The organism is Anaerobiospirillum succiniciproducens DSM 6400 (assembly GCF_000482845.1).
Taxonomy (GTDB): Bacteria; Pseudomonadota; Gammaproteobacteria; order Enterobacterales; family Succinivibrionaceae; genus Anaerobiospirillum; species Anaerobiospirillum succiniciproducens.
In genome coordinates this window covers 43,991-57,890 of sequence record NZ_AXWV01000012.1, presented here as the reverse complement: position 1 = coordinate 57,890, position 13,900 = coordinate 43,991, and the positions used below count along the sequence as shown (strand labels likewise).

Sequence of the window (13,900 nt, the reverse complement as noted above, 5' to 3'; positions counted from 1 at the left end):
TATTCTGATAGCTATACCTGCCTTAAAGTATCTGTTGACGCCTCTATATTTGAGAAAGTACTGTTGGTGCCTCTAGATTTAAGATCTCGTTGAATATGGCCCTCATATAGTGGTCTATACATAACTCTTTGATTTAGTCATCTAAGATTAGTCTTATTGAGATCTTTAGCAGCAAATAGAAGCACGTTTAACTGATGAAAACTCAAATGTGCTAATCTATCTCATACTTTGTTATGCACTTTTTATTTTAAAAAGTCATATTTTGAATGTCTCAATCTGAGCCATTCTTTTTACATGCTTATCTTACAAGCTCAAACTCCTGTGCCATTTAAACAGGATCTATTTTGACAGCTTGTTCGCCTACTTTATACGTATATGAAACAAACAAATCGAGCAATTACTTTCTTAATGGCTCAGTATCGCGCCATATTCCGTAACGCCAATTTAGCACTTTTTGCTGCGCTCATTTCTGTAGCAGCATCTGTTGTATCAGTTGCACCAGCACCAGCTCAGGCGGCCATCTTGGATTGGGACAAACTTGCAGATGGTACTTTAGACGGCACGGGAGAGAACGTCTTAGCAATCGTTGGCGGCAGTTCTTCAGTTAATCAAAATGGCTTCAACCTTACTCTTACCAATGGTCAGCACTCCATTAATGGTAATGGTAGTGAACCAGGTGTATTTACCGTACAGCAGGGCTCCTCAATCAGCATAAATTCTACTGATGGAAAGAACTTACCAACTCTTACTATTGGTGAGAATGTTCAAAACAACACTGCAAAAGTCACGATTAATAGCTTCACTAATGCAGGCGGTACCTTAAATATTAGTGGATTTTCTAAGAATGCCACGTCAGAACTCCAAGCCGGTTCTGTAATGATTGGCGGCAAGGATGTTGGTGAAGATCAGGCTGTAGTTAATTTAACTAACTATGGCTATTTGAATGCTTTTGGTGGAAAGGGCATTCTCACTATTGCTGATGGTGCCAAGATTGTCATTGGAGAGAATTCTGGTGTTACGTCATCAAGAATGATCAACATGACTGGTGGCAAGGTGCTCTTAAATGGCACTGTTGACAATGCTAAGCTTGGTGGTGGTGACTATTATATTTATCTGAATCTCACCGGAGGTGTCATTGAGAACTATGATTCAGATCATGGCGGCACCATCGCGGCTGATACTCTTAACCTCTTATCAGGTGGAACCATCAATGCCAAAGGTGACCTCAACATAACAGCATATGATGTTTTTAAGTTAGACGGCACGAATATTAATGTTGCCGAAGGCAAAACGCTGACTATCAAAAATGATTATGATGGTCAATTTTCTGCTGGTTCCATCAATGTGTCTGGCGGCACAGCTAAATTAACTGGCAATGGACTTCAGGTATTAGCGCTAAAAGGCAGTGGTAAGATTGTTCTCAATGGTGGTTCTGCACCATCCAAGCTTGAAGTTGATAAGGTTGTGGAGGCAAAAGATGACTTCAATCTTTCCATTGGGTCTGGAGCTGAAGTTACTTTCAAAAAGAAAGCTTCTTTTGCAAAGGGTACATTGACCACTGTTGCTGGTTCTAAGATAAAGTTTGATCCGTCAAACACTACTAGCATATTAAATGTGCATAGTTCTGATATCAAGCCAATGCTAGGTACCACAGGCGCTATTACGCTGACAGGAACTCCATCTGGACGCATTACTCTGGACTTTAACGATGTTGGGACTATTGACCTTGGTGCAAGTGGATTAAATCTTGTTGACAATACCTCAGGCAAGCTAACAGATGTTATATCAAGCAACAACAAAGCTCTATTAATTGCAGGCGGAATGGCCAATGCTAAGTTTCTAGGCTCGCAGTTTGATGGAGATGTCAAATATGCATTTAAAACTTTTGAAGTAGGCTCTGGTGCGCATAATGAAAAGACCTTCTCCATTACCGGAGGAGCTCAGATAGAAGTAGATCATTCTATTAGCGCAGAAAATGGCGCTATGCTCAAGACATTATCAGTTTCTAGCGGCTCTTTAACACTAGATGGCTCTGGCGATAATAATGTTGTTAAAGCATCAGATCTTATCCTTAATTCATCAGGAGATGCTCCGTTTGCAAAGCTTTATGTAAATACAGCAAATTGGAGTGTGTCTAATTTGACCTTAACTAAAGGTCAAGCGGAGCAAGACGGAGACAGCTTCCTGAATGTTGGCGGTACTTTAAGTCTTGCCAATGATAGCAGTTACACACTTAAAGCCGGTACATTAAGTACCGTAGGCTCAGGTAAGTTAGATTTATCTTCAGCATCAAACAATTCTTTTATTGTTCAAGAAGGCGCGTCAGCAGTATTCGACTTTGATGATATCTTTAAGAAAGATGGAGCAGGGGCTAATCTTAAAAATATCTTAGACACATCTAAGGTCAAGGCCTCCGCCATAAGTGGCGATGGTCTTATTATTATCAAAAGCACAAAGGGAGAGAGCTTGTCCAAGAGCGATTATGATGATTTCGCTCAAAATCTAGCTAATTTCAAGGGTTTTTATAATCTCAATATCGATAAAAGTGATATTCCAGAAGATTTAACCTTAAAAGATCTTCCAGTACGACTTCAAAACGATACATACAACAATAAAACTGTAATGGTATCCGCCGGCGAAAGTTTATCTGCCAATTACTCAGTAGGAAATGTTCTTCTTAGTGACGATTCACCATTAAAGTTAGGCCAAGGTGGAAATCTTATCTTAACTAATGCTAGTGCAGATAAGAATAAGAATACTAACAACTTCGTATCCGTAAAGACTGATGCTCCTTTTGCTACAGCGTTCCGCTCCGTTAAGCTTGATAACGGTTTAAAGACTGGAGGGGTATTGTTTGAAGACGTTGACAACACCCTTACCCTGCTCGGAGATGGCAACATAGGATCAATAACTGCTTCTGCTGGTGGTGGTTCAAAAGGAACTGTAAATATTGGTCGAAATGCGAAAGGTTTAATTACTGCTGCTTCTGCCAATGTAGTTGTTAAGGACACGCTAAACGGAAGTGCAGGAATAGGCAGTGCTAGTGCGGCAGTTAAGAATCTTAATATTGCCGATAACTCATCATTGATGGTTGAGTCTGGCGATGTTTATGCTGACAGTATTAATGTATTTGCTAACGGAATATTAGATGTTCATGGTTCTGTAACTACAGCAGCCATAGAATTTAAAGGTAAATCCTTGAAAGCAGATAGGTTAGTATTTAGTGATCTTTCTAATCCACCTGCCAATAATTACTCAGGCCAGATAAATTTCAACAATGTGCCATCTGTTGTTGACGTAGGCACTTTATCTCTTGGTACTAATCAACTCATGCGCATTGGCAACAATGGTACCACTGGTTATTATTCGCAAATGTCTGCTGATAAGCTAGTACTCAAGGAGGCCTCAATTGTTCATGTCGGTACAGGCTATATGAGTGAGCCTTCTACGCTTGTCGTCAAGGATATTGCAAACTCCGAAACAGCATCAACAGGTTCTGATACTTTAAAGGCGTCGATAGGAGTAGGATTTAACGCGGCTCTTGGCATTGGCTTAACTAATGAAGAATTTAAAGAAGGCTTGCAGCAATATATGTCAAATGCTGGAGGATTTGAGCAGCCTGCTTCATTTAATGACCATATTCAAGATTTCTCAGGAGTTGGTAATGCGGTTTTTATCAATAAGCCTCTAAAGATTGATAGTTCAACAGGCGGTATCTTGGCGGACGCTGCTAATGCTAACCTGTATAAAGTAGTTAATCAGGTGAAGCTTGTTGGAGGATCAGCTCTTGTTCTGACTGATAAGGCTTTTGGTACAGATAAGAAATCTGCTGCAATCCAATTTACTGGAACAGGCGGCAAAATCATAGGTGCGGATGTAGATGATATCTATGGCTCTAAGATTATTCTGCTTGGCGACTTTGTTGAGAATGACGATCTAACCATATCAACATCTAATGGTGCTAGCTCAACAATTGAGGGATCGTTTAAAGTCGAATCCCTTGGCGGCTTGCTGAGCGGAACCTTAAGTGCAGGTTCATCTTCATCTGTCAAATTAGAAATCAATAAGAATTTGGTGGCAGATCTAAACGCTGGTATCTCAAGTCCAGTTTTAGGCCTTATTATGGATAGACTGCAGGGCAAGCTTGACAGTGATGCTCAGGGGTATAAGTTTGTAGAGGCGATGCTTAAAGCAAAGAAGTATAAGCAACTTGATGCTGCAGTACATGCTGCAACATATGCTGGTGCTCAGCAAGCTGCTATGGCATCTGTAAACTCTATGTCTGAAGCTATCCTTGCTCGCACTGCTTCGCTAGATGTTGCTTCTAAGTCTATTATCGCCACTGGCTCTGAGGCAGATCGTGGTGTATGGCTGACTCCAATGTACAAATCAATTGGATCAGAGGGCTTTAACGCTCAGGGTGGAAAACATGGCGCGGATATCGACATGAAGGGTGTAACCTTTGGTGCCGATACTGTTTATGCAAACATGTGTTTTGGTGCTACCTTGAACATTGGCTCAGGTGATTCTGAGGGTAATAGCAATGGCTACGGACTGAAAAATGAGTTCGATTACTATGGCTTGGGCGTCTACTCAGCAACTAACTTTGGCAGCTTTGCTTTAGTTGGTGATGCATCCATTACTCATATCTCTCACGATGTAGAGGGCTTTGATCTCAATGCGTCAACCAATACCACTGCTTTATCCATGGGTCTTACAGGTCGCTACAAGATCTCTGTTGAAGCGCTTGATATAACACCGCACATTGGCGCTCGTTACGTGCGTCTTGATACAGACTCTTACGACTTAAGCAACAAGACTGGTGTTCAGGCTAAAACTGACTTTGATGTTCAGCATGTATTCTCTGTACCAGTGGGTGTAACCCTCTGTCACATGATTGAAAGCGATGGTTGGACCTTAGCACCAACAGCTGATTTCACCATTACATTTAATGCAGCTGGAACCGATGCCGAGTACAACACCTTGATAGCTGGTAAAAAACTAAACCTAGAAGCAGAGGTGATAGATGATGTTGCCTTTAGTACAACTGTTGGGTTAAATGCTCAGTATGGCGCATTCAATACCAGCGTAGGTATCAACATCTCTGGCGCTGAGAACTCAAACTCATTTGGCCTAAAGGCTCAAGCTAGCTATATGTTCTAAAAGGACGAGAAACTAGTTTTCCAATCTAGCTTGAGGTCTAGTAGCTACTTAGACGTGATTTAGTCTAGAAGCACGATACTATGCGTAACAATGCCATGATGCTAATCGCGTCTAAAAGGCACTGACCTTTGTTAGGCTAGCTTGTAGATACTAGATTGTTTCTCGTGCACGCTTGGCGTAAATAAACTAAAAAATGGGAGCTAGTGTAGCTCCCTTTTTAGTTGCTGTTCAAAGACATATGTTGCGACACGATCTGGATGAATTTGCACTTACTTACGAACTATTAAGCGGCTGTGAAGTTTTGATTAATACTGTGGAAAATTGCACTGATGACAATTGATGCATCAGGTGGCATTAAACAATGCCTTAAATATGAGCTTGCTTTCAAAAGTGATCTTGCATGCAATACACAAAATACACTAATGTATCTAGTCATTTCTTAATATAGATTTAACAAAGTATCTATAAAATTGAACATACAAAAAAACGGATAACACCCATGAGAAGCTTGCTGTTTGAGAACGGATTAATCAAATGGCAGGCTTTTCTCTTTTTGGGCCGTCTATATTTCAAAAAAAGAAGCCAGTTGGCTCCTCTAAGCCCCGATATTTAAGGCTGCTCCCATATAAAAAAAAGAACCTAGTCTTAGCTAAATGGCGGCATCTAGATCTAGAGTTCTTCCCACCTCACACCATATAATTACGATCTTTTGTACATCATATAGAGCCTAATAACTAACTTATAAGCAGCATATTGACTAGATTGCATCCATGGCCTATGCGGTACTAAGCGTTCGCAGGCATCTTGTTGAAATGATCTAGGTCATAAGCTCAATCTTTCAAGTAATGACTGTGGGCTATGATGCTGAGCATAGCGATTTACTGGCAGTGTATATGATTCAAAGTTTGTATGGGTTACACTCGTTTTTTTGGGCCGTTAAATTGATAATTATTTTTGAGTTAGAGATTAAAGGTTTGTTTGCTAATAAAAACCTAACCTTACGCGAGTACACTTACGTGCGCTCGCTAAATAATGGCTTTACCAATGGTTTTGTGAGCTTATTGTGTTATGGCCAATTGCAGTGTGGGTGTGGATTTCGTTAAGAAGAGACCAGCTTCAATGCTTGATAAAGTTTTATGGTATTAACCCATAAGCAGGCATTAGCAATCTATCTTTATGTCATGAAGATAGTAGTTTCATATTGAATCCACAATGCTTTAGTGGGCGTTAGAATCGTTTTCCTTCTTTATGTGTGAATTGCAAAATGTTTAGTCTGTACAGCAAGATGCCAAAGATAGTGTTTAACAATATTGTCTTTACTGGCATTGTGGCACTATATTTCTTATTAGTCCTTAACTTGCCGCTCATTGAGCACATGGTTGACATCTATAAGAAGTCCAATGCAAATGGTGCAGAGGGTGTGTCTGCCTTCTTTATCGTTTTTGGACTATTTGCTGTTGGTGTACTGCTCTACTCTATCTTCCTCATTCTCTTTTCTTGGCGCTATGTGCTTAAGCCAGGTCTGTCTTTCATCACTCTGCTTGGTGCTTTGTGCACCATTGGCACCTTGAAATACGGCGTCGTCTTTGATCAGGACATGGTTCGTAACTTCATGCAGACTAATACTGCCGAGGCCTTGTCTTATCTGTCATTTAGTTCGGTACTGTCATTTACACTGCTTGGTATCATCCCTGCTTTTATCATTATTACTGCCCCGATTACTTATCCTCAGGGCTTAGTGCGCTCTAATCTCATTCGTATGGGCGCTATTGTGGGTACCTTAGCGCTAGCTGGCACTATTGTGCTTGCCTACTATCAGCAGTTTACGTTTGTGGGCCGTAATAACAAGAGCCTCAATCGAGAGATCAATCCAACTACAGTGGTCTACTCAACTTATCGCGTAGTAAAGCAAGACTACTTTACTACTCCACCAGAGCCAGTGCTGTTAGGCGAGGATGCTAAGATCATTACTAAGCGTAAAGAGCCAATGGCCATGATCTTAGTTTTAGGTGAAACCGGTCGTGCTGCAAACTATCAGTATCGTGGCTATGATCGCCAGACTAATCCATACACCTCTAAGCTGCATATGTATGGCTTTAACAATGTAAGCTCATGTGGTACAGCCACTGCGCGATCAGTGCCATGCATGTTTTCAAATTTAACTAGAGATACTTACAAAGATGAGCTCGTGATTAACCGCGATAATGTCCTCGATGTGCTGAAAAAGACCGGTGTGGATGTTACCTGGATTGACAATCAAGGCGACTGCAAGGGCGTATGTGATCGCGTTAATGTAGTCAATATCAAGCCTGAAAAGAGTCCTAATTGTGTCGATGGTCGCTGCTATGACTCCATCTTAGCTGAGAAAGTAGAACCATATCTTAAGGACATCAAAAAGGATACAGTTATCGCTGTGCATCTGATGGGGTCACATGGTCCACGCTATTATGAGCGCTACCCAAAGAACTTTGAGACATTCACCCCTGCATGTAACCGTGCCGATGTAGAGAACTGTTCTACTGAGGAGGTTATCAATGCTTATGACAACACCATCCTTTATACTGACTATGTAATCTCCAAGCTCTACACAGCATTAGAAAAGGCCCCAACTGAAAATAAGGCGCTGTTATATATTTCAGATCATGGTGAGTCATTAGGTGAAAATGGTGTCTACCTACATGGACTGCCATATGCTGTAGCTCCTGAGGTACAAAAGCAAGTTCCAATGCAGCTTTACATATCAGAAAAAGCCCAGAAAATGCTTGCTTTAAATGAGAAGTGCCTTGAGAAACAAAGTAGTGCTGGAAAGTTTAGTCACGACAATCTCTTCCACACTCTGCTTGGTATCTTTGATGTTAGCACTAAGGACTACGATCCAAGCTTAGATATCTTGAGAGCCTGCCGCGCCTAATGCAATTGTGGCCCTTTAGCTTCGCTCATCAGCATGCAAAGGAGAGCATCGGTACTTTGCAGCGCGATAGCATGCAAAGCAAACCTAGGATCTTTACTGCCATGCAAAGCAAATGTGGCTTTTACTGCCATGCAAAGCTTTATCCTAGGCGTGAGTACTTAGCAAGCTAAGCTTAAGCATCTGATGAAGGCTTAAGATACAAAAAGGCCAGTAAGCGCATTACTTATGAGTAGTGTTCTTACTGGCCTTTTGCATGATCTACAGTGGCTACATCTGTGGTCGCTACGGATACGGCTGCTAGCGATGAGCTTCTATGAGCGGCTTTTAGGTAGCCATGGTGCTTTTAGATCTTAGTCTGGGCGGTAGACCTTAACGTTGTGGTGGCCTTTTTCTTTGAGCTCATGAGCCTGCATGGTGCTCATAACGCCCTGATCGCAGAATAAGGCATAGGTCTTAAGCTTATCGAGATTGCCAAACTCTGAGGCTACCTTGTAGAAAGGCAGCTCGATGACTTGATGGGTCTCATCTTTAAGCGGAGCCTTGGCAGCATCATCAGGTGAGCGTACGTCTAAGATCACGTCATCTTTAGCAAGCTCTTTAACGGTCTCAACCTCGATCTCAAGCTTAGAGGTATTCTCAGGAATAGCCTTGATATCAAGAACAGCTGCAGCTTCGACGGCTTCTTCAACTAAGTTTGCATCCATCTTAGCTTCTTCTTCCTCAACGAAAGAGCGCTCAGGGCAAACGTTAGGATGATCAGAGATCACACCGCAATACTCAGGAATGCTCTCAGCAAAACCAGCGGTGCCGATTTCCCAAGCCTTATCTACGATATCTTGCTTATCTTCCATAACTAATGGACGTAATACTAAGCAGTCGGATACGCGATCAATATGGTTTAAGTTAGTTAAAGTTTGTGAGGATACCTGACCAACGCTCTCACCAGTAACTAAGGCCTCAGCATTGAGTTTGCGGGCAACTTGAGAGCCTACACGCATCATCATACGCTTTAAGATCACACCACGGACGCCATGGTGGGTACGCTCTAAGATCTGGCCTACGATGCGCTCAAATGGAATGGTGACAAACTTAACCTTGTGGGAGGAACCAAAGCGATCCCAAATGAAGTAGGCCTCTTGCTTAACACCAATCTCATGAGCAGTACCGCCCATGTTAAAGAACAGGTAGTTTACCTTCATGCCACGGTGGATAGCTTTGTAGGTTGATACACCAGAGTCAAAACCGCCAGAGATCAAGCTTAAGGCCACACCCTGTGAGCCTACTGGATAGCCGCCTAAACCCTGATATTTGTTGGTGACCACAAAAGCCTTATCCTGCTCAAGCTCAATATTAATGGTTACCTCAGGCTTGTTAAGGTTAACGCCTAAGTTAGGGTAGTGAGCTTTGAACATGCCGCCAATCATACGCTCTGCCTCTTGAGAGGTGAAAGAGTGATTGCCACGACGACGAACACGTACAGCAAAGGTCTTACCGTTTAAAGATGGACCGTAGATTGGGCCGGCAACTTCAAAGATGTCTTCAAAGCGCTCAAAGGTAAACTCTTTTACTTCTAAGAAAGAGTGGATGCCTGGAATACGGGATAACTCACGTACGGCTTGGGTGCGAGTCTTTTCGCTCTCATCACTACCAAAAGTAGCCATGAGCTTATCCCATTGTGGCTGCACTTTGATCTCGAAGCCGTGGTTAGCAGCGATGTTGTGCAGGTTCTGGGTTAAGACCTTGATTAAGCGGTTACGAACAGGTTTGCTTTTGATGGATATTTCAGGGAAAAGTCGGAGAATAAACTTCATAGATAAGAAACATCAGAGTAGGTAGAAGATCGTTGTTTATTAAGCAGCAAGGCTAAAAAACAACGTGATGGGAGCTTTGTTTCTAGCTTAGATGATTAAAGATTACTGCTTGCATGCAAGAGGATTGAATTAACTTTAATCAGATTGGGCATAAATACAAAGCCCTCTTAAGCTTTAAGCATAAGAGGGCTTATTTAAGCGCTAAAAAGCACTATACAAGCTCGGCGCATAGTGTACACCAAAATGATGTTATTAATGCGTTTTGGTGAGCTTAGAAGTTTTGAGCATCAAATCTTAGTTGTGTCTGCAACCGCAGCCGCCGTGACCGTGGCCATGACCACCGCCGCAGCACTCATGCTCTTCATCATCGTGGTGATGACCATGACCACCACAGCACTCGTGCTCTTCATCGTGGTGATGACCATGACCAGAGCAACCGCAGCCGCCGTGACCGTGCTCATGACCGCCACCGCAGCACTCATGATCTTCCTCATGGTGATGGTGGTGACCGCCGCCACAACCGCAACCATGACCACCGTGACCGCCGCAGCAGCCGCCGTGGCTTTCTGATGGGCACAGGCCATCTGGATGAGCGTGACCGTGAGCGATTTCCTCAGCAGTAGCCTCACGAGCATCTTCAACAGTGCCCATGAACTTTAAGGTCTTACCAGCTAATGGGTGGTTACCGTCTACAACAACAGTATTTTCCTTGATCTCGGAAACGATAACTAAACGAGGGCCAGTGCTAGTGTCAGCCTCGAACATGTTATCCTTCTCAAGAGGATAGTTGCCAAATAAACCGCGATCGATTTCCTGAATGAGCTCCTGCTTGATCTCACCAAAAGCATCTTTTGGCTCAAGAGTAATTACGAACTCATCACCCTTGGAAAGACCGATTAAGGCATCTTCAAGACCCTTAACTAATTGGCCTTTACCTAAGAGAGCAACCATAGGCTGGTTAGTGTCTGTACGACCAACAACTTGATCGGTCTCATCAGTTACGTAATAGGAAACACTTACGACTGAGTTTTCAGCAATCTTGTACATAATTTAGGTCTTCTTACCGTTGGTTTGGATATCTGTTTGATTATACACCATTGGCTAATTTGAGTTAGTTTGTTGCAACTCCATCGCAACAAGTTCAAAAGACACCATCAATGAACGCGCCCTTATGATGGCCCACTTGTGCACCAAAGGCCGAACAATAGCCATTTTATCTTCATGGTATGCTAGAGCACTGGCGCTTTTATTGCGATTTTTAGTCAGATGATACAGTCGCAACAAAGCCCGTATATAAGGCAATCTAGCCATCAGTTATAGCATCTAGGCCACATGAGATATGTAATTAGCTAGTGGCACTCTTGTTAGCATTTAGATTTCTAAGTAAAGATAGTGTGATTGGATTAGATGGTGGGGAAACAACAAACTAATGCTAATTAGGCTGGATAGATTAAGATGAGCCAAGATCTTGAGGGATGGGTGGTAGCTGCAGCACTGAGGCTGCAGCTTAGAGATCTTAGTTAGAGGCTAAACCGCTTTGAGAATTTGAAGAGTGGACTTGATCTTCATTGTTGCGGATAGATAGAACCTCTGAGCTCTTAATAGAGCTACCAAAGCACTTGTTGTTGAGGGCACCATTGCGATCAAAGGCTTGATAAACGCCCTCAGAGTTAACTACAAAACGGGAGCAACGATCAGAAAGCTGATTGCCCTTTGCAGTTAAGGTGAGCATAAAGCCATCATCAGCAGCTTCTACAGTGCTATCAAAGTTCTTTTGAATCTTTTCAGAGAAGCTAAAACGGCAGCCAATATAACCAGAGTTAATGTTGCCGCAGGCTGATAAGAAAGCAGCTCCGTCGATGATCTCGCTAGCAGCAGCTTTACGGTTAGCAGCAAGCTGTTGCTTCTTTTTACGCTCTTCATCGCCAAAGCCGAACATGTACCAAGCGCTCTTAACTTCCTCTTCTTCCCACTCTTCATCAACTGCAGCAGTTTGCTGAGTGCTATTCATGCTCATGAGATTGTTGCTCTCATGGCCTTGGCTCATGGAGCCACGGGATACAGAGGTTTGAACGGGTACAGCTTGTGCGGTGGCATCGGCTCTTGTTGCTACCAAGGAAGGATCTTGATAGTCAGTACCGTTTAGTTTGAGTGCTACGTGTAAGAGCAGTGACAGAGCGAAAAGGCTCAGGCAGCTCACACGAAAACGACTCACAGAGCCATCGTGATTGAATAAGGCCCAATCCTGGAATGAGTAGAAAAGCTCACCGATGGATAGGCGCTTTGAATGGGATTTAGAATTCTTCATTCTCAAACTAAGCGTGAAGCAAAAACACGCTTTTATCTCTATTGCACATAGCTAAATGCTTAGCGATCTTCTTTGTAGGTTGCACGCCTACAATAAACAAAAATGCGCTCTAGCATTACGTGCGTCTCACTAACATTAAGGTCGCTATTGTAGCGTATAGATTGAGATTTTTTGTCGTTCACGCCAAAATTTTACTGCCTAAAGATCACAAAATGTCTCATAAAATCGTGGAGACTGTGGTAACACCTAAGATCTTAGATACAACATAGAAATTTGCCTTACGTCCACAAATGGGGCAAAGATCTTAGTGATTTAGGTAAATGCACTTTAAGATCTCAGTGATCTAGGTATATGCACTTTAAGATCTCAGTGATCTAGGTATATGCCGCTTAAAGGTCTCAGTGAGCTAGGTATATGCCGCTTAAAGATCTTAGTGAGCTAGGTATATGCCGCTTAAAGATCTTAGTTAGCTGGGTAAATGCCACTTAAAGATCTTAGCTTTAGGATAAGGAGATGATCTTTTTGTACTAATTTAGTTGTATCTTGAGTCTTTTCATCAAAAACCTAGATGGCAACACAGAAAGTGTTTTAACTTTCGGCTAGAATCGTCACTTACTTTGGCAGTAAATGTCTTTACCTGAAGCTATCATATGCTAAATGCAGGTAAGAGATTATGTTGATGGAACTAGACTTTAACTGCAGCAAGGATCTGATTGAACTAGTGAGTAGGAGCCAGGATGCACAATATTGTTTTGAACAATGGGGTTAAGATACCAGCATTGGGCTTTGGTGTGTTCCAAATTCCTGATCATAATGAGTGTGTTAAAGCCGTATCCGATGCTATTAGCGTGGGTTATCGTTTGATTGATACAGCTCAGGCTTATCACAATGAAGAGGCTGTAGGCATGGCTGTAAAAAAGTCATCCGTGCCTCGTGATGAGTTCTTTTTAACTTCTAAGATCTGGGTGGCTCATAGTGGTGAGAATTTAGCTGCAGCATCGATTGATGAGTCGCTCAAGCGCTTGCAGACTGACTATATTGATCTCATGCTGATCCATCAGCCATATGGCGATTACTATGGTACGTATAGAGCCCTGCAAAAAGCGCTTAAAGATGGCAAAGTTAGAGCCATTGGCGTCTCTAATTTCTTTGCCGATCGCCTCGTTGATCTGTGCAACTTTATGGAGATCAAGCCTCAGATCAATCAGATGGAGACTCACGTATTTCAGCAGCAAGCTAAGCTGAGGCCTTATATGGATAAGTTTAAGGTACAGCTTGAGGCATGGGGGCCTTTTGCCGAGGGTAAGAATAGCTTCTTTGAAAATCCAGTTTTATTGAAGATCGCTGCTAAATACAATCGCACAGTAGCTCAAATTGGTCTGCGCTTTTTAGTGCAAAGTGGCATTATCGCCATTCCAAAGTCTTCGCATATCAAGCGTATGGAAGAGAATATTAGTGTGTTTGATTTTGAGATCTCAAACTCAGATATGTCCTTAATTCGTATGCTCGATACGGGGCGTTCTGCATTTTGCGATCATTCTGATCCTGAGTTTGTTCAGGCTGTTGCTGATCTTAGTCATAACCATCCATAAGTTAATGCGCTATAACATTATCAGAGCATGAACTTATCAAGGAGAGGTTTTCTAGCTGCTGTTAATTGCTTTTAGCGCTACGGTCTATTAGGAATGTAACTTTGTTACTGCCTGT

The 13,900-nt window shown here is 42.4% G+C and carries 7 protein-coding genes; 3 read left to right on the top strand and 4 right to left on the bottom strand.

The features are described from left to right. Positions 1 to 375 precede the first annotated feature (375 nt). Both H524_RS0101100 and H524_RS0101090 read left to right on the top strand, forming a co-directional pair. Complete coding sequence (locus H524_RS0101100) at positions 376 to 5,163, top strand: autotransporter outer membrane beta-barrel domain-containing protein (protein WP_156907499.1); 4,788 nt, start codon at positions 376 to 378, stop codon at positions 5,161 to 5,163. A gap of 1,264 nt (positions 5,164 to 6,427) precedes the next feature. Beyond that, a complete protein-coding gene (locus tag H524_RS0101090; protein WP_052338826.1) occupies positions 6,428 to 8,074 on the top strand; it encodes a phosphoethanolamine transferase in 1,647 nt (548 codons plus the stop codon). Here the strand turns inward: H524_RS0101090 and H524_RS17835 are convergent. The 4 genes from H524_RS17835 to H524_RS0101070 form a co-directional block, all read right to left on the bottom strand. Continuing rightward, positions 8,071 to 8,205, bottom strand: coding sequence for a hypothetical protein (locus tag H524_RS17835; protein WP_281171297.1), 135 nt, complete (start codon positions 8,203 to 8,205; stop codon positions 8,071 to 8,073). The two genes, H524_RS0101090 and H524_RS17835, sit on opposite strands and share 4 nt — an antisense overlap. 219 nt (positions 8,206 to 8,424) lie before the next feature. Continuing rightward, positions 8,425 to 9,885, bottom strand: a complete 1,461-nt coding sequence (gene thiI, locus H524_RS0101080) for a tRNA uracil 4-sulfurtransferase ThiI (RefSeq protein WP_027938897.1) — start codon at positions 9,883 to 9,885, stop codon at positions 8,425 to 8,427. Between the two features lie 294 nt (positions 9,886 to 10,179). After that, positions 10,180 to 10,932, bottom strand: coding sequence for an FKBP-type peptidyl-prolyl cis-trans isomerase (locus tag H524_RS0101075; RefSeq protein WP_044121183.1), 753 nt, complete (start codon positions 10,930 to 10,932; stop codon positions 10,180 to 10,182). Positions 10,933 to 11,401: 469 nt separating this feature from the next. Next, positions 11,402 to 12,193, bottom strand: coding sequence for a hypothetical protein (locus tag H524_RS0101070; RefSeq protein WP_027938895.1), 792 nt, complete (start codon positions 12,191 to 12,193; stop codon positions 11,402 to 11,404). 737 nt (positions 12,194 to 12,930) lie between these two features. Here H524_RS0101070 and H524_RS0101065 point away from each other — a divergent pair. Beyond that, positions 12,931 to 13,785 (top strand): aldo/keto reductase, encoded by an 855-nt coding sequence (locus H524_RS0101065; protein ID WP_027938894.1) that lies wholly within the window; start codon positions 12,931 to 12,933, stop codon positions 13,783 to 13,785. The last annotated feature ends 115 nt before the right edge of the window (positions 13,786 to 13,900 follow it).